Origin of the sequence: Flavobacterium esculini, from assembly GCF_048284325.1 — a bacterium.
Classification (GTDB): domain Bacteria; phylum Bacteroidota; class Bacteroidia; order Flavobacteriales; family Flavobacteriaceae; genus Flavobacterium.
This window is the reverse complement of sequence record NZ_JBLVPI010000003.1, coordinates 167,447-190,101: the sequence shown is the minus strand read 5'-3', so window position 1 is coordinate 190,101 and position 22,655 is coordinate 167,447. Positions and strand designations below refer to the sequence as shown.

Sequence of the window (22,655 nt, the reverse complement as noted above, 5' to 3'; positions counted from 1 at the left end):
TATTCTATACTTCAAGTGCACCGGGCAAAGTCGAAGTGTGGTTAAATCTTATATTTATTTAGTGATTCAGGATTCTATTAATTTAACCGAACGGGTTCATTTAATGAAAAAGTAATTTCTTTCGCTTTTTTATCTACCCGTAAGCCTTGAAAAACAGGATGCCGCAAAAAACCATCCTGAGTCCATTCAGTGAATTTCACCTGACAAACAAATTTTGGTTTAAGCCATTTTATTTTATCACGTACAGGTATTTTGTCCTCTAACGGTGATTTCTCCGTAAAATAAGGTTCAAACTTATTGTACAATTCCTTTAGTGTTTCTTCTTTGAAACCGGTACCACATTTCCCAATAAATCGTAATTTTTTGCGATCATATTGAGCCAGTAAAAGGGCTCCAAAATAACTGCGGGTCGTTTTTGATTCTGTTATACCAATAACAATTGCTTCTTCCTGTTGTGAAAATCTTATTTTAAGCCAATCGCTACTCCTTTTTCCCACTCTATACAGACTATTTGCCTCTTTTGCCATGATGCCTTCCAAATTTTTTTTTGTCGCCAGTTCATAAAATAAGACGCCTTTTTCGGGAATATGTTGTGAATAAAACACATTCGATAGTTTGAATTTACGCAACAAAATTTCAACTAATTCTTTTCGTTGTACTAATCCGAGACCGGTTGTGTCGTTACCATCCAGATTTAAAATATCGAAAACATAATATTTTAAGTTTCCTTTCCCCGTTTTGATATAGTTTTGCAACAATTGAAAATCGGAACGGCCGGCTTTATCTTCAATTACAATTTCGCCGTCAAGTACCGCAACATGATTTATTTTTTTTAATTCATCGGCGATTGCCTTGAAGTTTTTATTAAAAGTGAGCTGGTTGCGGCTAAAAAGATTGACTTGATCCGGATTAATAACCGCAATGGTTCTGTAACCGTCATACTTTATTTCAAAAATCCAATTTTTTTTGTCAAATGGCTTTTCAATAGTATGGGCTAACATGGGCTTGCTAAATTGAGCGCTGCGATTAGTATTAACGGCAATTGAATTTTTAGCTAAATCCTCTAAATTTGAATTGGATATAACAGATTTATCTTTTTTTAAAATATCGGCATCTGTGGAATACGCGTCATTTTTTTTAATCAAAAGCCACGCATTCTCTTGCTCACTATTTAACTTCACCAATGAAAATTCGCCTTTTAATTTTTTTCCTTTCAGGATAAAACTCAGGTAACCTTTTTCTAAATCTGCTTTTAATTTATTTTTTAGAGTTGTTTTGGATTGTGTCTCTGGTAACGTATACGTTCCGTTATCCCATACTATCACATTCCCGGCTCCATAATTTCCTGCTGGAATAGTGCCTTCAAAATCCTTGTACGAAAAAGGATGATCCTCTACCATAATCGCAAGGCGTTTGTCGGCTGGGTTCATGGAGGGGCCCTTCGGGATTGCCCAACTTTTTAAAACCCCATTTAGTTCTAAACGGAAATCATAATGCAAATGAGAGGCTGCGTGCTTTTGTACGACAAAAATCAATTCATTTTGTGCCTCTTTCGAGGCTTCTCCTTTGGGTTCTCCAGTAGAATTAAAATCACGTTTCTGATTGTATTTATCTAAAGTCATGGGTGGATTTATTAGTGCATCTAAGGTAAATAACAACATGTAAATTTATTAATTATAAAGCAATAACTGTGTGTATGTCGTTGAATATTCGACGATTAGTTTTGTTTTTTGAAGATAAAAATAAAAAGGATATAGCATTAAGGATAATTTCAGGGTATCAATTTCTTACTATTTTGTATCAAATTTTTATACATTTTTTTATTTTAGTATAAGTTGATAAATTAATCTTTATGATTTATCGATGTGATAGAACTTGACTATGGGATTTAATACTATTTTCTTTTAAACAATTGTTCGCTTTTTGGTTTAAAATTATCATATTGATACTATTTTATTTACTACAATAAGTTTTGAAATTTATTAGGACTACACAATGGATTTAGTTTAGCATTAAAAATATTTTCCATTATAAAATATTTAAATTAGGAATCTATTGAATTAATTTTTCATAATTGTACTTTGAAATCGGCTCTCTATTTTTTTGTCGTTTACCCTAGTTTTTTGTCTCTCTTTTTAAATTCATTAAAGTAAAACGATTTTTAAATTATTTTCAATAAATCGTCTAATTGGTAGAGTTATTTTTAATTATTTTTAAAATATAAAATAAAAAATTGAAGATAATTAAATTTGAAAATGGAAAAACACGTACTTAATCGTACTTAAGACTCTTTTAAACAGATTGTTTTTTTAATTCCGTTAAAGCCATATTCTTTAGCATAGGTTTGCCAAAAATCTAAATAAAAAATTAATGATGAAAAAATACTCTATTGTTGTTTTTCGAATGAATTTCGAAAAAATTTCGTCTTTAATGGAAGGTTTTATTCTTACTTCATTCCTGATTTTTTTATGATAGTTAACCCTAAAATAACGTCATTTTTTCTCTATACATTATTTGTTATTATCTTTTGTAAATCAAATGCGCTTGAGGCACAAGTTCAAAATAATGGCGATCTATATATTAGTGATAACAGTGTAGTTTATTCTGGATTAGGCCTTTTTGATTTTGGATCAGGTTCAACAATTACCAGCAGAACGAAATTAGATTATGGAGTATTGTCTTTTGCTAAAGGTGCCACATGGATTGGGGCCAGTGATATACATTATATTGACGGGTATGCTCAAACTCTAAACGATACCGCTTTCATTTTACCTATTGGACAATCTGGATTTTATGCTCCAATTCAAGTCATTCCTTTAACTTCTGGTGGCGTCGATGCTGCCTATTTTAGATCAGCACCAAGCACAATCAGTACTGTTTTAGACGCTTCAATTTCATCAATATCTTCGGTTGAATACTGGGATATTAAGAGTGCTGGAGTCAATGCTGCTCTTTCGCTTAGTTGGGGATCTTCCAGTTCTATTTCCGCTTTAACAAAATCTTCAATTTCTAGTTTAACAATTGTAGGCTGGGACGGTTCCAAATGGGTACCTATACCTTCAACGATTGATGTATCTTCCCTTTTAGGAGAAAAAAGCAGTTTAGTTTCGGGGTCTATCAGTTCAAATACAATTGTTGATCTATCGCTGTATTCCGCTTTTTCATTAGGCAGTTCATCAAAACCAACTTTACGTAATTCTAGTAGTAGTGAATGTACTGTTTTTATAAATGAAAGTAGATTAATCATTCAATCGAGTTCAAGGATTACTGGTATTGCTATTTATGATATAACCGGTAAAAAAATAGTTTCTGAAAAACTAGATGGAGAATACAAATACAATATGGAATTTTCTCATGAAGAGGCTGTTTATATTGCTAAAATAGAATTAGATAATGGAGTTTCAGTTGCAACAAAAAAATTGATTAATAGAATGGGAATTCGCTAAATCGTAAAAATAATAATGGTTATATATAAAACAAAAATGAAAAAAATAAAAAAGTACTTATTATTTTCAATTTTACTTATTTCGGGGATTTTAAATGCACAAACAGGAATTGGCACTAAAAATCCAGATGATTCTTCAGTTTTAGATGTTAGTTCCACTACTAAGGGATTTCTGTTGCCTAGAATGAGTTCAAAAGAACGAGACTTAATTAGTAGTCCAGCTACCGGTTTGATGATTTTCAATACTACAGTAAATGCCATTGAGAATAATGTCGGAACTAAGAATAAACCAAGTTGGATTGCAATTGGTAGCAGTGGAAAAGGGAATGATGGAGACAAAGGAGAGAAAGGTGATAGAGGTATAGAAGGAGCTAACGGAAAAGATGGACTTACAGGTGTTCCAGGTAAATCTGCTTATGAAATATGGAAAACAGTAAATCCATTAGAGTCTGAAAGTCAATTTATTATCTCATTAAAGGGGGCAAAAGGAGATACTGGATTAAATGGTGCTAAAGGAAGTGTTGGTTCAGATGGGGCAACTGGTGAATCAGCTTATGCTTTATGGTTGTCGTTAGGTTATACTGGTACTGAAACTGATTTTATAGCTTTCTTGAAAGGTGCAACAGGAGATACTGGAGCAACAGGATTGAATGGAATCCAAGGAATAGCTGGAATCGATGGATTAACTGGATTGCAAGGAGCAAAAGGGGATTCTGGATCAACTGGAATTCAAGGATTAAAAGGAGAAACTGGGACAGTGGGAACGAATGGAGTTGACGGAAAATCAGCTTTTGAAGTTTGGTCATTGACACATACCGGAACGGAATCAGATTTTATAGCTTTCTTAAAAGGTGCAAAAGGAGATATCGGAGTAACAGGATTGAATGGAATCGATGGATTAACTGGATTAACTGGATTGCAAGGAGCAAAAGGGGATTCTGGATCAACTGGAATTCAAGGATTAAAAGGAGACACAGGAACAGTGGGAACGAATGGAGTTGACGGAAAATCAGCTTTTGAAGTTTGGTCATTAACACATACCGGAACGGAATCTGATTTTATAGCTTTCTTAAAAGGTGCAAAAGGAGATATCGGAGCAACAGGATTGAATGGAATCCAAGGAATAGCTGGAGTTGAAGGAACAAAAGGGGATTCTGGATCAACTGGAATCCAAGGATTAAAAGGAGACACAGGAACAGCGGGAACCAATGGAGTTGACGGAAAATCAGCTTTTGAAGTTTGGTCATTAACAACACATACCGGAACGGAATCTGATTTTATAGCTTTCTTAAAAGGTGCAAAAGGAGATATCGGAGTAACAGGATTGAATGGAATCCAAGGTATAGCTGGAGTTGAAGGAATAAAAGGGGATTCTGGATCAACTGGAATTCAAGGATTAAAAGGAGAAATTGGTACAGCGGGAACCAATGGAGTTGATGGAAAATCGGCTTATGAAGTTTGGTCACTAACACATACCGGATCAGAAACTGATTTTATAGCTTTCTTGAAAGGTGCAACAGGAGATACCGGAGTAACAGGATTGAATGGAATCCAAGGAATAGCTGGAATCGATGGCTTAACTGGATTGCAAGGAGCAAAAGGGGATTCTGGATCAACTGGAATTCAAGGATTAAAAGGAGACACAGGAACAGTGGGAACGAATGGAGTTGACGGAAAATCAGCTTTTGAAGTTTGGTCATTAACACATACCGGAACGGAATCAGATTTTATAGCTTTCTTAAAAGGAGCAACAGGAATAACAGGAATCCAAGGAATAGCTGGAGTTGAAGGATTAAAAGGAGACACAGGAACAGCGGGAACAGCGGGAACCAATGGAGTTGACGGAAAATCGGCTTATGAAGTTTGGTCACTAACACATACCGGATCAGAAACTGATTTTATAGCTTCTTTAAAAGGTGCAACAGGAGATACCGGAGCAACAGGAATAAGAGGAATCCAAGGAATAGCTGGAGTTGAAGGAACAAAAGGGGATTCTGGATCAACTGGAATTCAAGGATTAAAAGGAGAAACTGGAACAGTGGGAACGAATGGAGTTGACGGAAAATCAGCTTTTGAAGTTTGGTCATTGACACATACCGGAACGGAATCAGATTTTATAGTTTCTTTAAAAGGAATAAAAGGAGATATCGGAGTAACAGGATTGAATGGAATCCAAGGAATAGCTGGAATCGATGGCTTAACTGGATTGCAAGGAGCAAAAGGGGATTCTGGATCAACTGGAATTCAAGGATTAAAAGGAGACACAGGAACAGTGGGAACGAATGGAGTTGACGGAAAATCGGCTTATGAAGTTTGGTCACTAACACATACCGGAACGGAAACTAATTTTATAGCTTCGTTGAAAGGTGCAACAGGAGATACCGGAGCAACAGGAATCCAAGGAATAGCTGGAGTTGAAGGAACAAAAGGGGATTCTGGATCAACTGGAATCCAAGGAATAACTGGAATTCAAGGATTAAAAGGAGACACAGGAACAGCGGGAACCAATGGAGTTGATGGAAAATCGGCTTATGAAGTTTGGTCATTGACACATACAGGAACGGAATCTGATTTTGTAGCTTCTTTAAAAGGAATAAAAGGAGATACCGGAGCAACAGGAATCCAAGGAATAGCTGGAGTTGAAGGAATAAAAGGGGATTCTGGATCAACTGGAATTCAAGGATTAAAAGGAGAAACTGGGACAGTGGGAACGAATGGAGTTGACGGAAAATCAGCTTTTGAAGTTTGGTCATTGACACATACCGGAACTGAATCAGATTTTATAGCTTTCTTAAAAGGTGCAAAAGGAGATATCGGAGTAACAGGATTGAATGGAATCGATGGATTAACTGGATTAACTGGATTGCAAGGAGCAAAAGGGGATTCTGGATCAACTGGAATTCAAGGATTAAAAGGAGACACAGGAACAGTGGGAACGAATGGAGTTGACGGAAAATCAGCTTTTGAAGTTTGGTCATTAACACATACCAGAACGGAATCTGATTTTATAGCTTTCTTAAAAGGTGCAACAGGAGATACCGGAGCAACAGGAATAACAGGAATCCAAGGAATAGCTGGAGTTGAAGGAACAAAAGGGGATTCTGGATCAACTGGAATTCAAGGATTAAAAGGAGAAACTGGAACAGTGGGAACGAATGGAGTTGACGGAAAATCATCTTTTGAAGTTTGGTTGTTAACACATACCGGAACGGAATCAGATTTTATAGTTTCTTTAAAAGGAATAAAAGGAGATATCGGAGTAACAGGATTGAATGGAATCCAAGGAATAGCTGGAATCGATGGATTAACTGGATTGCAAGGAGCAAAAGGGGATTCTGGATCAACTGGAATTCAAGGATTAAAAGGAGATACAGGAACAGTGGGAACGAATGGAGTTGACGGAAAATCATCTTTTGAAGTTTGGTTGTTAACACATACCGGAACGGAAACTGATTTTATAGCTTCGTTGAAAGGTGCAACAGGAGATACCGGAGCAACAGGAATCCAAGGAATAGCTGGAGTTGAAGGAATAAAAGGGGATTCTGGATCAACTGGAATTCAAGGATTAAAAGGAGACACAGGAATAACAGGAACGAATGGAGTTGACGGAAAATCGGCTTATGAAGTTTGGAAAATTACAAATACTACGGGAACTGAAACTGATTTTATAGCTTTTTTGAAAGGTGCAACAGGAGATACCGGAGCAACAGGATTGAATGGAATCCAAGGAATAGCTGGAGTTGAAGGAACAAAAGGTGACACAGGAATTCAAGGATTAAAAGGAGAAACCGGAATAGTGGGAACGAATGGAGTTGACGGAAAATCATCTTTTGAAGTTTGGTCATTAACACATACCGGAACGGAAACTGATTTTATAGCTTCGTTGAAAGGTGCAACAGGAGATACCGGAGCAACAGGAATGAATGGAATCCAAGGAATAGCTGGAATCGATGGATTAACTGGATTGCAAGGAACAAAAGGGGATTCTGGATTAACGGGAATTCAAGGGATAAAAGGAGAAATTGGAACAGCGGGAACCAATGGAGTTGATGGAAAATCGGCTTATGAAGTTTGGTCATTGACACATACCGGATCAGAAATTGATTTTATAGCTTCGTTGAAAGGTGCAACAGGATCAAACGGAATTCAGGGAATTCAGGGAATAGCCGGAATCCAAGGAGAAACTGGATTGCAAGGAGCAAAAGGTGATTCTGGAGTAAACGGAATCCAAGGAATAGCCGGAATTCAGGGAGAAACTGGATTGCAAGGAACCAAGGGAGACACTGGAACAACAGGAGAAACCGGAATGACTGGAATCGAAGGGACAACTGGACCGCAAGGAGCAAAAGGAAACACAGGATTGGATGGTGCCGATGGTAGCAATGGTAACCAAGGAATTCAAGGATTAATGGGTGAAACTGGAGTTAAAGGAGATACTGGAGCAGTTGGACCTCAAGGTGTCCAAGGAGGGTCAGTTAATTATTTTTCTGTAAATAACTCGGGAGACATCAGCATTACTTTAAATTCAGATACTGAAATTTTAGGAATGACACTATCACCGCCAGCCGGAACTTATCAAGTGACTTTTAATACGGAATGCAAGACTACTTCAATTAGTAATTCAAGTGACACCTCAAATTCAACTAAATTTGTAAGTACTGCTCAAGGCGTAATTGATTTATTGGATGTATATAATCAATTGATGGCTTATTCAATTACCGCAACACATGATGGAATCTTAGGCAATGGAGAAATACTTTTACCTGGGGTTTATAATTTAGCCGCTGCGACATCTATTTCAGGAAAATTTACCTTGGATGCACAAAATGATCCTAATGCTAAATTTATCTTTTTTAGTGGAGGCGCACTAACTTCGGGAGCTGGTGCTGAAATTATTTTGGTCAACGGAGCTTCTGCCAATAATGTGTTTTGGGTAGTAAATGGTGCTATTTCATTAGCAGCTTCAACTACAATGAAAGGAACTCTTATTGCGCACGATGGTGCAGTTTCTATGGCTGATGGTGGTATTCTTGAAGGAAGAATGTTCTCTTTTGCTGGAGCTGTTTCTTTTGGGCCAGGATCTGCTAAAATTCCTTCGGGAAGTTCATTTATTGACTTTGGAATATTGTCTGATTTCGTAATGTTCTCCAATAGTGGCGCTGTTTCAAATACAGGTGTTTCCTATATAATTGGTGATATTGGAACAAACGTTGGAGCTATCACTGGATTTGATACCACATCCACTGCTGCCATTAAAGGTTCTATATACATTGCTGGCAGTTATATTTTTGGTAATTCAAATACTAATAATTCCAATGTTGTCGTAAGTAATGCTTCAACTACTTTTAGTATTTATAAAAATAATTCACAGACACCAAATTCAAGTAGAACAATTTCAACTAATGATGAATCATCTATTATTTCTTTACAAGCAATTGAAACTGTTTTAGCAGGAGAAACGATTACTGTTCGATGGAAAACTAATTTAGGAACATCGTCTATTGGAAATAGAATATTAACTCTTATTAAGGTGAATTAATTTATTTCGCATAAATGTAATTTAGAAATTAAGAAAGAGAATGCCTAAAAATGTATTCTCTTTTTAACAATTGGGTATTATAAATTTGCGTGATTTTTCAATTCAACATAAAACCAATTTTTTTAAGAAAATTAAGCTAAAAAGCGCCATTTAGACTATGCCAAACGGATTAATTTAAGTTCATTGGTTTATAAACTATTGATTAATAATTAAATAACACAAGGTTTGCAACATACTGAGCTTATGTTATTGAAACATAAAAGATTTCATTGTTAATTCTATTATTGGTAATGGTCAGTAGAATAATAACAAATGAATAAAATGAAAAATATCGCTTTTTTTTTAATTGTCACCTTATTTGTATTTTCACAAATCACATGTGCGCAAGTTGGAATCGGAACTATAAATCCTGATTCCTCCTCAATATTGGATTTAAGCACGAACTCACAAGGACTGCTTGTTCCCAGAATGACTACTGTCCAAAGAGATGCTATTAGGTCCCCGGCAGTTGGACTTCTAATTTATAATACCACAACATCGATTTTTAATTTTTATAATGTGGGTTGGAAAGATTTTCTAACTGGTTTTATTCTTCCTGTAAATGGAGGGACAGGTATCATCAATAATAATGACTCCACTCTAACTTTAACAGGGGCATATCCAACCACGATAACGACATCGGGCATAACCGAAGTGACATTGCCAACAACGGGAATTCTATATGGAACTGAGGCAGAAAGCATGACATCCGCACAGATATTAAATTCGCTTACAGACGAAACGGGGTCAGGAAGTTCCGTTTTTTCTACATCCCCCACTTTTGTAGGAGTGCCAACAGCACCTACAGCTGCCAATGGTACTAACACATCGCAAGTAGCAACTACCGCTTTTGTATTGGCTAATAATCCAAATAGATATAGTTCTATTAATGGTTCATCAAGTATATCAACTACTTCAACAACAGATATAGTGGCCGACGGAATGACTTTGACTCCAGGAGCTGGAATTTATGTGGTAACGTTTAATAGTCAATATACAATCGACTCTGTTGATAAAACACAACAAAGTGTCATAGATTTAAATACTGCCTATGATGTACTGATAGCGAAAGCAGCTACTAATACCTCACATGCATCCGTGTTTGGAAACGGAGAGACTCTCACGGCAGGAGTATACACTATAGCTGGAGCAGGTACAGCAGCAGGTACTCTTACTTTGGATGCTGCCGGAGATCCAAATGCAGTATTTATTTTTAGAATTGGAGGAGCATTTAGCACAACTGCCGGGACTACAGTTATTTTAAAAAATGGGGCATCTTCTTGTAATGTGTTTTGGGTAGTGGAAGGAGCCATAGGTATAGGTACTTCAACAACAATGAAAGGAATGCTTCTGGCTCATAGTGGAGCAGTCGCACTAGGAGCTTCATCCAATCTTGAAGGTAGATTGTTTACTAATCTTGGAGCAATAGGGGTTGATAACTCAATTATAAGTATACCAACCTCCTGTTCTTATCTCGATTTGGGGATACTATCCAGTTTTGCCATTTTTAGTTCTAATGGAGATATAGGTAACACAGGGCATTCGTATATTACAGGGGATACGGCAGCAATAGCTGGTGCGGTAACAGGATTTCAGTCAGCTACAGTGAATGGCACTATAAATTTTTCGGGAATTATTTACAATTCAACAGCTTCATTTAGTGTTTATCAAAATGGAGTTTTAATTGCGGACTCAATCAGGACAAGAATGTTTAATTTAAATATCGTGGATATATCATTACAGGCAATAGCAAATGTCATCGCTGGTCAAGCTATTGATATTAGATGGAAAATAAATATGGGAACAGTAACTTTAAAAAATAGAATATTAACCTTAATTAAGGTTCAATGATTTTTTAATACACTAGTTTAGATTATCGCTTATTATAATTTAAGTCGCGATACATTTCAAATAACGCATAATAAATATTTAATTTGTAAGAAAAAAATGCAAAATATTTTTTAGTCGTTATTTATATCCCAATGAAAAATTTGGAGAAAGAGCCACTGACTGCATTAAATTAAGAGTTAAAATAAATAAAACATTGTTGTAGGTGGCATTAAACAATTTCTTTATTATTTTAAACAAGCGTTTAACCATTAAATAACACCACATTTGCAGAATAAAGAACTTAAGTCATTGAAACATAAAAGATTTCATTGTTAATTCTATTATTGGTAGTGGTCAGTAGAATAATAATATAATAATAACAAATGAAAAAGTAAATGAAAAATATCACCTCTTTTTTACTCATCTCTTTCTTGATGATTTCGCGAATAGTAAGTGCTCAAGTAGGAATAGGAACAATAACCCCTGACATCTCGTCAGTTTTAGATGTTTATTCAAACGATAAAGGAGTTCTTTTACCTAGATTATCCACAACGGAAAGAGATGCAATTGGTTCTCCTGCAAATGGACTTCTTATGTACAACACCACCACGTCTAATTTTAATTTTTATAATGCTGGTTGGAAGCATTTTCTAACCGATATTGTTTTACCTGCAAATGGTGGGACAGGAATTGCCAATAATAATGCCTCAACACTAACTTTATCAGGGGCATATGCAACCACAATAACTACAACGGCTTCAACCGGTGTTACATTGCCACCAACAGGAACCCTGTACGGGACAGCAACAGAAAGCATAACATCCACACAAATATTAAATTCGCTAACAGACGAAACAGGGACAGGAAATTCCGTTTTTTCCACATCTCCCACTTTTGCTGGAGTGCCGACAGCACCTACAGCTGCCAATGGAACAAATACAACACAACTGGCAACTACGGCCTTTGTGTTAGCTAATTTAGACAGATATAGTTCTGTTAATTCTGCATCGAGTATATCAACTAGTTCAACAACTGATATAGTGGCCGACGGAATGACTTTAATTCCAGGAGCCGGAATTTATGCGGTTACGTTTAATAGTCAATATGCAATTGCCTCTGGCAACAAGACGGAATCAGGAGCTGTAAATTTGTTGACTACTTATAATACCCTTATGGGGAAAGCGGCCACTAATACCACTCATGCAGCCGCATTTGCAAATGAAACCCTTACGGCAGGAGTATATACTATTGCGGCAGCAGGTTCCGCATCTGGAGCGATTACTCTAGATGGTGGGAATGATCCAAATGCAGTTTTTATTTTCAGGTTTGGAGCAGCATTTACAACTACAGCAAGCACTTCGATCAATTTAATAAACGGAGCAACTTCTTCTAATGTGTTTTGGATAGCCGAAGGAGCCATAGGTTTGGGTGCATCAAATACAATGAAAGGGACGCTTCTTTCTCATAGTGGAGCGGTTACGATGGGTGCTTCCTCCAATCTTGACGGAAGAATGCTAACCAATTTAGGGGCAATAGGTATTGATGTTTCAACTATAACTATACCACCCTCGAGCCCTTATATCGACCTAGGTGCAATATCGAGTTTTGCAATATTTACTTCTAATGGAAGCATAACCAATGCGGGAGCTTCAAATATTACGGGAGATATAGGCACTAATAATGGTAGTATAACAGGATTTGGAACTGCTACCGTGAATGGTACCGTAAATCTACCTGGAATTAACAATAATGCATTGGCAACTTTTAGCGTCTATCAAAATGGAGTTTTAGTTGCTAACTCAAGTAGAACAAGAACATTGAATGTGAACACTGTGGACATTTCACTGCATGCTATGGCTACTGTCGCAGCTGGTCAAGCAATTGATATTAGATGGAAAGTAGACCTAGGCACGATAACTTTGACAAATAAAATATTAACATTAGTAAGTGTACGATAATAATATTTTCAATTTTAGATTTAGAAAAGGAAATTTATATAATATCACTTAATCCATATGATTATAAACTCACAAATTCTTAATAGGTCATTCTTGTTTATTCTAGGGGTCTTATTTCAGACTTACTCAACTGCTCAGGTATTTGTTGGTGCTGACACAAATATTTTTGTAAACAACGAGGTTGTTTATGTAAAACAGGGATTAGAGCTAAGTGCTGCTAGCAGTAATTTTTATTTGAGGAATCACAGCCAGTTCTTGCAAGGTACCAGTGGATTAGGGACTAATAAAGGAGTAGGTGCTTTATCTGTTTTTCAGGAAGGTACTGTAAATGAATTTCAATTTAATTATTGGTGTTCTCCAGTGGGAGATATAAGTACATCAACATCCGTAAATAATCCTTTTGGAATTACTCAATTGGGAATTCCTATGACAACAGATGTAACACTACCGGCAACAATCCTAGCAATGAATAATTATAATGGCACCGCTAGCCCATTTGCAATAGCACCTTATTGGATCTCGAAATTAATAAACAATAGTACCTATTCTAATTGGATTAATGTAGGTTTCGCTTCCACCATAATAGCAGGTGAAGGTTTTACTATGAAAGGCTGTTCAGGAATAAATACAACTACAGTCAATGGAGTTCAAAACAATTTTGACGGGAAAAGCCAGCGATATGATTTTAGAGGAAAACCAAACGATGGAACTATTACTATTCAAGTTTTGCCCAATGAATGGACATTAACCGGAAATCCATATCCTTCGTCTATAGATTTGCAAGCGTTTTTAAATGCTGAAAAAAATTGTACCGGAACTGCTTATTTCTGGGAACAGGATAAAACGATAGATTCACATAATATAGCCGATTATAAAGGAGGGTATGCCACTTATTCCGGAATGAATATTTATCTTCCTGCAGTCTTCTATTCCTATGATGGATCTGGTGCGGAAGTCACAACGATTACGAGCCCAGGCAATATGTACCAAAGAAAATATTCGCCTATTGGACAAGGTTTTATGATAGCAGGTGATCCAGACGCCACTGGTGACGTTCAAATGAAAAATAGTTACCGTGTTTTCGTAAAAGAAGGATGGAACAGTTTGTCACAATTTGAAAAAAAAGCCAATACTAAAAGTGCTAACGCGAATACTACTCCACAAATTCGTTTTAATACTTTATTGAACAACGGACCCATTAGTCAAATGGTTTTGGCATTTGATGCATTATCCACAGACGGCGTAGATCACGCTATGGATTCAGCTTCGCCAAATGATGGACCTGCAAATATTTACTTTGTTTTGAACAATGATGAATATGTTATAAATGTGCTCCCTTTTGACCTTACTAAAAAAATAGCAATTGGATTTAAAAATGCAGCTGAAGCCAATTACAAAATTACTATGAAGGAAATTTTGAATCTTCCTGAAGTTACCACTATTTATATACATGATAAAGTCGCTAATATTTATTATGACATTAAAAATAATTTCTTCGATTTGACATTGCCAGCCGGAACTCATAATACGCAATATGAAATTACCTTTACTAATGGTGTTTTAGGCCTTCCTGATTTGGCAAGCCAAAATTTTTTAATACAACAAAACAACATTACAAAGAATTTAACGGTTAGTAATCCCTTTCAAAAAGAACTTGATTTCTATGGGTTGTATGATGTTGCGGGCAAGTTAATTTTTTCAACAAAGCATCTTGGAACTGATTCGGCTTATGTGTTTTCGACGTCGAATTTAAGTGATGGAATTTATATTGTTAAGTTGACTACAATTGATAAAACAGAAATAGGAACAAAAATTATTGTAAAAAACTAATGCTCTTATTTTTGATAGGTCTCAGATAGAATTCATATTATGTAATGAAAGAATGGTCAATATCTTTGATGTCGATATCAGAAACGGAATATTTCCATTGTAGGAGTTCAATTGTATGTTTCATGGATGTTTTATAACGCTCCAAAGTTCCTGGAGCAAACTCTTGACCTATTTGAATTTCTACTTTGTTATTATGCTCTTGGAAAATGGGAACTAACATTCTGCCTCTTTGCTCAACTCCAACAACTTTATTTTTGATTGCATCAATATTAACTGGAGTGTTATTATGAATTAATGCTTTTTGAGCATCATAGACTTTTCCTTTTAGAATATCAAGGGAACTATTAATTGAACGTGCTTCCTCTGATTATCCCTTCATTTTATTAGCTTCTGACGACTATTTGCTAGGCTCAATAAAACGATTGGCACTTATTTCAAATCGTTTGCCATCTACAGTAATTCTGGAATAGATTGGAACTTGTCCATTAGAGTTGGGTTTTGTTCTCTTGATGTAATAGAGAATGGAGATTTTGTTTTGAATTGTGTGGTGACTTTAAGTTAATACTAAGTTTATTGTTTAAGACTTGTATAGCAAGATGTTCATTAGCTGAACACCTTGCTATACAAGTCTTTTCGATAAATTCGGTGTCTGTAAAATGACAATTTTTAGAGACACCGATAAAGACACTTTAGTTATGCAATTATTTGAATAATCTGGAATAAGATAAAAGCGAAAAACCCACTAAATCGTATGATTTAGTGGGTTTTGATAAAGATTGTTTAACAATCCGCGGAGAAAGAGGGATTTGTCTCTCTCTCCTTATGTCAGTGTTTACGATATTTCGCAAACTATTTTAAAACAAGGGGCTTGATTTTACTCCTACAATTTATAGGTAAAAAATCATGTAATCTTATTACTGTAACGATAGTGATAATTAAAGGTTTTTCAAAGGTAAATTATTTTTTTAATATTAAAAATTGAATAGGTAAGGTTCAAAATTTTGTTATCTACAACACAATTTCTAACCAATTATCAAAGTTTTAACCTGTTCATGTTTGAGGATGGTCTATAGGCAGAATTGCTCGATCCTTACAAGTACGTTTTATAGCTTATTCAGATTTCCTCTGGCAATCTGTAACAATTGATTACTTTGTCGATAAATAGTTTGTATGTTCATCGAGTACAGATATAAACTCTTAATCATTTTTAGATTTAATAGTTTTAACAAAAGATAAATTACAAGAATAATTACTTATTTTTTTTCCATAAAATATACCTATTAACAATGCATTAACGATATCGTGTCGATTTGATGGTATTGAAAACTAGGGGTATTCCTCTTATTTTGACTCCTATAAACAAAGGATAATATTTATGTTGAATGTAAGTAGGAAAGAAAAAAAATGTGTGAAGTATCTTCTCAATGAGATGTCAAAACCAGAGCGATCTGTATTTGAAATTGAATTGTCTTTAGATGATGAACTTCTCGCTATTTTTGAGGATTATAAAATGATTTGGATCCACTATCCTCAATCCAATTTACCGGTAACAACTGCTTCTTTCAGTCAAATTAAAGACAAGTATAAAAAAGCCGAAAGCCACACAAATACGGCTTCATTACTTTTTAAAAGAAAGACTGTTTTTGCTCTTGCATTCCTCTTAGTTATTGGTTTAGGCTTCTATTTTACTACAAACACAAACCAAGGATATACAAATCATAAAATAGCGAGATCTGGAGAACGTCTTACGGTATTCTTGCCGGATAGCAGTACCGTTATTTTAAATTCAGGCAGTGACGTGAAGTATTCCAGTGATTTTGGTGAAAAGAGAGAGATCTGGTTAATTGGAGAAGCTTTTTTTAAAGTTAAGCATAATGAAAATGCTCCTTTTATAGTACACACTGAAGCTTTTGACATTAAAGTATTGGGAACCGAATTTAATGTTAATGGAAATTTTAATGATAAAACGGTTTCTCTTGAAAAAGGAAAGATAAATGTGTTGCTTAAAGAAAGTAATGACGAAATCAACCTCTTGCCAAGTGAAGAACTGGTTTGGAATTCTAAGTCAAAAGCAGTTACCAAAAGAAATTTTGATCTGGGCAAAATTTCGGCATGGAAAGACAATATTCTACTTTTAGATGATATAAAGCTTCAAGATGCATTGCTTAGAATCAATCAATTCTACGGTGTGAATTTTATCATGAAAGACAATAATATTGCAAATCAGCGTATTAAAGGAGCTTTTAAAGATCAAGAAATTGATGAATTTATTACTTCATTAGAATTCATATCCAATGTGACCATAACCAAAACCATACCCAAAACTTATGAAATAACTAAGTATTATGAAAATTAATCAATTAAAAACAGGTATGAACGACTGTATTTCAGATGACTCTTTATTTCAGCAAATACAAAATGGTCAACATGAGGCAATGGAACAATTCTTCAATAGATATTACTCCCGATTGTGTCGCTTTGGGCAAGGTTATGAATCAGATTATTGTCTTGTCGAGGAAAAAGTAGCTGATGTCTTTATTGAACTATGGAATAACAGGAATATCCTGGATAGAATTAGAAACCCTAAATCATATATATATGTAATAGTAAAAAATAATTTGAAAAAATCACAAAAATTTGAGCAGTTCCATCAACAAATTGATGAAACAAAAGTTATTCATACTATGAGTATACCCAGTATAGAGGTAGAGATAATTGACATGGAACAAAAGGAAATAAATAGGAATATAATTCGCGAAATATTAGATGTTATTCCTAAAAAGTCACGTCAGGTATTTGAACTCAGTAGGATCGACGGATTAAAGTACAAAGAGATTTCTGAAATATTAGGTGTAACTCCAAAAACGGTTGAAAATCACATTACGCTTGCACTCAAACATATTAGTAAGGCTTTAAAATCTTATGACAAAGGGGAAATAATCAATACCATTTACTAACTATTTACAAAACCCGCTTCCTTAAGATTGGTTTGGACGTTAAAATTAAAAATAAACAATCATATAAAATGAAAAAAAAAATTATAGTAACCTTATCCTTGTTACTTCAGATAGGCGTTTGGACTAGTTATTCAAATACTCCAAAAACACTTGAAGTCTTTGAAAATCCTTCTAAAAACGGCAGAATTAATTTAAACTTAAAAGATGCTTCGATAAAAAAAATATTTACTCTCATTGAACAGCAAATAGACAACAGGTTTATTTACATGTCTGATAAAAATTTTCTTAAAAATAAAATATCGATAGCAGTCAATAATCAGAATTTAGATCAGGTTTTGGATGTTTTGAAGGAAAAGGGGAATCTTGATTTTAAGATAACTAAAAATGGAATTTTAGTAAAAGGACTCAGCCCGATTCCTCAAAAAATAACTCAAAAAATCATTCAAAAAAAGAATCAAGAAACTCGAAAAATTACAGGAGTAGTTTTGGATGAGTCCAATTTACCTATACCAGCGGCTTCTGTTTTTGTAGTAGGAACCACAATAGAAACCACCACTGATTTTGATGGAAAATTTACTTTAAATGTTCCTGTAGACGCAACTTTTCTGTCAGTTAGTTATATGGGATTTGAGACTACAGAAATCAATATTGAAAATAAGACAGCAATTAAAGTAGTGCTCAATCAAGACGAAACATCTCTAAAAGAAGTTGTTGTAACAGCTCTAGGTATAAAGCGTGAAGAAAAATCATTGGGATATGCCGCACAATCTTTAGGTGAAAATGCAGTAAAAGATGCCAAATCAAATAATTGGGTAAATTCTCTTTCAGGAAAAGTCGCAGGTCTAAATATACAGGGATCAGGTGCAGGTCCAATGGGTTCTTCCAGAATAACGCTTCGTGGTGAGTCGTCACTTAATCTTGATAATAACCAAGCTTTAATTGTTTTAGATGGAGTTCCAGTCAGCAGTAAGATTACAGGCACTGGCTTCTCTTCTCACCTATCACAGGATAGCCCGGTTGATTTTGGTTCCACAATATCGGATATAAATCCTGAAGATATTGAAAAAGTTACGGTATTAAAAGGTGCTGGTGCAACTGCTTTATATGGAAGTAGAGCCGCTGGTGGTGCAATTATTATTACGACCAAGTCGGGCAAGACGAAAGATAAAGGAATGGGAGTAACAATTAGTAGTAATTTTAGTTTTGATCAAGTAAATCGTTGGCCAGATTACCAATTTGAATATGGTGAGGGACGAACAAATCAATACTATTCTTACTTAGATAGCGCTGATGGTCTAAATACAAGTACAAATGTAGGTGCAGGAAGGGCATGGGGACCAAAATTTGACGGACAGTCCTATTTTCAATATAATCCAAATGCTGCAGATGGTAAACCTACTGAACGTACTCCGTGGGTAGCCAACAAAAATTATATTTCTGGATTTTTCAGAACAGGTACTACACAATCAAATAGCATCGCATTAGAAGGCGGAAATGAAAAAGGGTCTACCCGATTATCGATAACTCATCTTAAAAATAATTGGATTCTTCCTAATACAGGTTTTGAAAGAATAAACGCTTCTTTATCAGTAAATCAACAAATCTCGGAGAAGCTTAAGATAAATGGAAAGATGAATTATACGAATAAAAAAAGTGATAATCTTCCAGCTGCTGGATACAATAATCAATCGATTATGTATTTTCTTATGATTGGTACAGCTCCAAATATTAAACTGGAATGGTTTAAACCGTATTGGCAACCTGGACTTGTTGGTGTTAAACAAAAGAACCCTTTCAATACAGGACCTGATAATCCTTATCTTGGAATGTACGAAATGCTTAACAAAATGAATAAACATGGTGTGATTGGAAACGTATCTGCAACCTATCAGTTTAATAATAAGCTTGAATTTATGATGCGCTCTGGTATGGACATGTCAAATGAATTTAGATCTCAACAACGTCCTTTTAGCATGACTAAATATGCCCGTGGTATGTATAGGGAACAAAATGTTTTTAGTTATGAAATAAATACAGATGCCTTGTTAACCTATAAGAATGCACTAAATAATACTATTAATTATAACCTTACAGCAGGTGCAAATTCAATGAGACAAAACTATGATTTCATAGGACTTTATGCCGATCAGTTGTCTCAGCCCGGTATTTACCAAATATCAAATAGCTTAGATCAAGCAGTTGCAGATCCTTTAAAAACAAAGAAAGCGATTAATAGCTTTTATGGTTTAGTACAATTTTCCTATCAAGAAAAAATATTTTTAGATATTACGGGTCGTAATGACTGGTCAAGTACTTTGCCCTACGGTAACAATTCCTTTTTCTACCCTTCGCTTAGTTCTAGCTTCCTAATTCATGAGATAACAAACTTACCGTCGGCTTTTTCCTTTGCTAAATTTAGAGTATCGTGGGCACAAGTTGGTAACGACACAAGGCCATATCAAACCGATAAATATTATGACAGAATATATGGCAATAGTTTTACTAATACACCAATATTATTCAATGCAAATTTAAAACCAGAGATAACTTCTAGTATAGAAACTGGTATTGATCTTAGAATGTTTAGAAACCGCTTATCGATCGATATCGCTTATTACAATAATAATAGTCGCAATCAAATTCTAGCAATTCCTTTAGATCCCGTTTCCGGATACTCAAATGCAATGGTAAATGCAGGTTTAATAAACAGTAGAGGAATGGAGCTTGCTGTAACTGGAAAATTAATAGCAAAAAATAATTTCAAATGGAATAGTACCCTCACTTGGAGTCGCAATAGAAGTTATGTAAAAGAGCTGGCTCCAGGCATAACAAACCAGGTTATTTATAACCATGAAAGTAATGTTAGCATCGAAGCCAGAGTTGGAGGCAGAATGGGAGATATGTACAGCAGAGGTTTCCAGAGATCTCCTGACGGTCAGATTATTTATACCTCGGCCGGTTTGCCTGCTACATTGGATCCTGTAATGAAAAAACAAGGTAATGCCTTTGCTGATTGGAAAGCGGGATTGATGAATGAGTTTACTATCGGAAAAGTGAGACTGAGTTTTCTTTTAGACGGACAAAAAGGAGGTAGTATGTATTCCCAAACCAATCATAAGAATAATACACTGGGAAAAACCAAGATTACGCTGCCTGGTCGTGATGGAGGAATTATTGGCCAAGGTGTCGTTTTACAATCAGACGGAACGTATCTTCCTAATACCGTTAGAGTAGCAGCAAGTTCCTACTATGAAAATTATTATACCATCAGTAATGGAGAAACTAATATTTTTGATGCTTCTTTTATTAAGCTAAGAGAAGTTCGGATAGAATTTAATTTACCTAACAGCTTCTTAAAAAAGGTAGGAATGAAATCTGCAAGTCTTGCTTTTTACGGAAGAGACTTATTTAATTTCACCAAGTTCCCGGGTTTTGATCCCGAAGGAGGAAATTTAAATAATGGCACACTAACTCCAGGTGTAGAATTAGCTCAATTTCCTTCTACCAGAACGATAGGAACCAATCTTACCCTTAAATTTTAAATTAATAGATTATGATAAAAATAAATAAAAAATATAGTTTTCTCTTTTTGGTTGTACTACTTATATCCTCGTGTACAAGAGATTTTGAAGAGATCAATACAGATCCCAACCGTCCGAAACAAATTACTCCAGGAGTTATGTTGGGTCAGTTACAGTTTAGAATTGTAAATACAAGTATGACTGCTTCTCGGAGTTTCACTCATGAGCTCATGCAGGTTGATGCGCCTCGATCTAGTCCTTCAGGAGTTGGATTGCATAGATATGTAGTTAATCCAGGTTCAGCAGTCTGGTCAACCTTTTACAGCTATATGACCGACATAGAAGATATATACAAAAGTTCCGAAATTTTACAAGAAAATAATTACAAAGCAATCGCTTTGATTTATAAATGTTGGGCCTATTCTATTCTTACTGATTTGTATGGAGATGTTCCCTACTCACAAGCAATCATGGCATCTCAAGGCAACTTTAAACCTGCATTTGACAAACAGAAGGATATTTATATTAAAATTCTAAGTGATCTTGAAGAGGCTAATACCTTGCTTAATCCGGCCAAAGCTCTTACTTATGGCGGAGATCTTTTATATAATTCCAATAGCCTTTCGGGAGGGACAAATCCTGGAATTGTTAAATGGAAAAAATTTACCAATTCATTAAGACTTCGATTGCTGCTCCGATTGTCAAAACGCAACGGGGAAATCAATAGTAGCCAACAAATTACAGAGATTCTGGCTGATCCAGTCAAATATCCTGTATTTACAAGTAATGCAGATGATGCCATTTTTAAATATACAGGTACATTCCCCTATTACAATCCTTATTTTAATATAAGACAGCTAGAATGGAGAGATGGTACCTATGTAACTAAATTCTTTATTAACAAAATGAATACCGATAATGACCCAAGAAGAACTTTATGGTTTGGTACAGTAAGTGTTGGTGGCCAAAATATTTACCAAGGCATTGAAAGTGGGTATCCTATTTCTACAGAATATCAGGTTGGGAAAAATACAAGCTACAATGATATAATGAAAACCTTACCACAACTTGGTGTAATGATGACTTGGTCTGAACTAGAGTTTATTAAAGCAGAGCTTGCTTTAAAAGGCTTTACTACAGGGAAAAACCCAAAACAACATTACGAATCTGCTATAGCAGCTTCTATGACACAATGGGGTGTAACAATGCCTCCAAATTATCTAGCTCAAGCAGGTGTAGTTTATGATCCCAACACATCCACAGAAATTCAATTAGAAAGAATCATTACACAAAAATATTATGCTTCCTTTTTTGTCGACTATCAATCGTGGTTTGAAAAAAGAAGAACTGGATATCCAATTTTACCAAGAGGATCGGGAATACCGGTTGAAAATGCATTTCCAAATCGTGTGCCTTACCCAACTTATCTTCAATCGCTTAATCCGGAAAATCTAGCATTAGCTTCAGCTTCAATTGGTGGTGATACTAGCGCAACCAAAGTATGGTGGGATAAATAATATTTTAAAAATCGAGTTT

The 22,655-nt window shown here is 35.2% G+C and carries 12 protein-coding genes; 9 read left to right on the top strand and 3 right to left on the bottom strand.

Going from position 1 to position 22,655, the window contains the following annotated elements; translation table 11 throughout:
- Window positions 1–77 precede the first annotated feature (77 nt).
- The gene (ligD, locus tag ACNQGG_RS04135) at window positions 78–1,622 is read right to left on the bottom strand and encodes a non-homologous end-joining DNA ligase (RefSeq protein WP_417961771.1); all 1,545 of its coding nucleotides are present in this window, start codon (window positions 1,620–1,622) and stop codon (window positions 78–80) included.
- A gap of 846 nt (window positions 1,623–2,468) precedes the next feature.
- Between ligD and ACNQGG_RS04130 the strand changes: the two genes are divergently transcribed.
- The 5 genes from ACNQGG_RS04130 to ACNQGG_RS04110 all read left to right on the top strand — a co-directional run bounded on the left by ACNQGG_RS04130 (window position 2,469) and on the right by ACNQGG_RS04110 (window position 14,641).
- Window positions 2,469–3,446 (top strand): hypothetical protein, encoded by a 978-nt coding sequence (locus tag ACNQGG_RS04130; protein ID WP_417961770.1) that lies wholly within the window; start codon window positions 2,469–2,471, stop codon window positions 3,444–3,446.
- Between the two features lie 36 nt (window positions 3,447–3,482).
- Entirely contained in the window at window positions 3,483–8,984 is a 5,502-nt protein-coding gene (locus ACNQGG_RS04125; protein ID WP_417961769.1) for a hypothetical protein, read from the top strand.
- A 312-nt stretch (window positions 8,985–9,296) separates the two neighbouring features.
- The gene (locus ACNQGG_RS04120) at window positions 9,297–10,874 is read left to right on the top strand and encodes an ice-binding family protein (RefSeq protein ID WP_417961768.1); all 1,578 of its coding nucleotides are present in this window, start codon (window positions 9,297–9,299) and stop codon (window positions 10,872–10,874) included.
- 374 nt (window positions 10,875–11,248) lie between these two features.
- A complete protein-coding gene (locus tag ACNQGG_RS04115) occupies window positions 11,249–12,811 on the top strand; it encodes an ice-binding family protein (RefSeq protein WP_417961767.1) in 1,563 nt (520 codons plus the stop codon).
- Between the two features lie 57 nt (window positions 12,812–12,868).
- The gene (locus ACNQGG_RS04110) at window positions 12,869–14,641 is read left to right on the top strand and encodes a T9SS type A sorting domain-containing protein (RefSeq protein WP_417961766.1); all 1,773 of its coding nucleotides are present in this window, start codon (window positions 12,869–12,871) and stop codon (window positions 14,639–14,641) included.
- Between the two features lie 37 nt (window positions 14,642–14,678).
- On the opposite strand, the gene ACNQGG_RS04105 is transcribed toward ACNQGG_RS04110, so the two are convergent.
- On the bottom strand, window positions 14,679–14,861 hold the full coding sequence (locus tag ACNQGG_RS04105) for a hypothetical protein (protein WP_417961765.1): 183 nt from the start codon (window positions 14,859–14,861) through the stop codon (window positions 14,679–14,681).
- A gap of 177 nt (window positions 14,862–15,038) precedes the next feature.
- On the bottom strand, window positions 15,039–15,152 hold the full coding sequence (locus ACNQGG_RS04100; protein ID WP_417961853.1) for an Arm DNA-binding domain-containing protein: 114 nt from the start codon (window positions 15,150–15,152) through the stop codon (window positions 15,039–15,041).
- A gap of 897 nt (window positions 15,153–16,049) precedes the next feature.
- Between ACNQGG_RS04100 and ACNQGG_RS04095 the strand changes: the two genes are divergently transcribed.
- From ACNQGG_RS04095 to ACNQGG_RS04080, 4 genes are all read left to right on the top strand, one after another.
- Window positions 16,050–16,997, top strand: a complete 948-nt coding sequence (locus tag ACNQGG_RS04095) for a FecR family protein (protein WP_417961764.1) — start codon at window positions 16,050–16,052, stop codon at window positions 16,995–16,997.
- On the top strand, window positions 16,987–17,598 hold the full coding sequence (locus tag ACNQGG_RS04090) for a sigma-70 family RNA polymerase sigma factor (protein ID WP_417961763.1): 612 nt from the start codon (window positions 16,987–16,989) through the stop codon (window positions 17,596–17,598). Before ACNQGG_RS04095 ends, ACNQGG_RS04090 begins: the two co-directional genes overlap by 11 nt.
- Window positions 17,599–17,666: 68 nt before the next feature.
- A complete protein-coding gene (locus ACNQGG_RS04085; RefSeq protein ID WP_417961762.1) occupies window positions 17,667–21,140 on the top strand; it encodes a SusC/RagA family TonB-linked outer membrane protein in 3,474 nt (1,157 codons plus the stop codon).
- Window positions 21,141–21,151: 11 nt separating this feature from the next.
- Window positions 21,152–22,636, top strand: coding sequence for a SusD/RagB family nutrient-binding outer membrane lipoprotein (locus ACNQGG_RS04080; RefSeq protein WP_417961761.1), 1,485 nt, complete (start codon window positions 21,152–21,154; stop codon window positions 22,634–22,636).
- The last annotated feature ends 19 nt before the right edge of the window (window positions 22,637–22,655 follow it).

What these genes read in the sequence shown, in the direction of transcription:
- ligD (WP_417961771.1), bottom strand. Translation starts at nt 1,622, where the DNA reads ATGACTTTAGATAAATACAATCAGAAACGTGATTTTAATTCTACTGGA.
- ACNQGG_RS04130 (WP_417961770.1), top strand. Translation starts at nt 2,469, where the DNA reads ATGATAGTTAACCCTAAAATAACGTCATTTTTTCTCTATACATTATTT.
- ACNQGG_RS04125 (WP_417961769.1), top strand. Translation starts at nt 3,483, where the DNA reads ATGAAAAAAATAAAAAAGTACTTATTATTTTCAATTTTACTTATTTCG.
- ACNQGG_RS04120 (WP_417961768.1), top strand. Translation starts at nt 9,297, where the DNA reads ATGAATAAAATGAAAAATATCGCTTTTTTTTTAATTGTCACCTTATTT.
- ACNQGG_RS04115 (WP_417961767.1), top strand. Translation starts at nt 11,249, where the DNA reads ATGAAAAATATCACCTCTTTTTTACTCATCTCTTTCTTGATGATTTCG.
- ACNQGG_RS04110 (WP_417961766.1), top strand. Translation starts at nt 12,869, where the DNA reads ATGATTATAAACTCACAAATTCTTAATAGGTCATTCTTGTTTATTCTA.
- ACNQGG_RS04105 (WP_417961765.1), bottom strand. Translation starts at nt 14,861, where the DNA reads ATGTTAGTTCCCATTTTCCAAGAGCATAATAACAAAGTAGAAATTCAA.
- ACNQGG_RS04090 (WP_417961763.1), top strand. Translation starts at nt 16,987, where the DNA reads ATGAAAATTAATCAATTAAAAACAGGTATGAACGACTGTATTTCAGAT.
- ACNQGG_RS04085 (WP_417961762.1), top strand. Translation starts at nt 17,667, where the DNA reads ATGAAAAAAAAAATTATAGTAACCTTATCCTTGTTACTTCAGATAGGC.
- ACNQGG_RS04080 (WP_417961761.1), top strand. Translation starts at nt 21,152, where the DNA reads ATGATAAAAATAAATAAAAAATATAGTTTTCTCTTTTTGGTTGTACTA.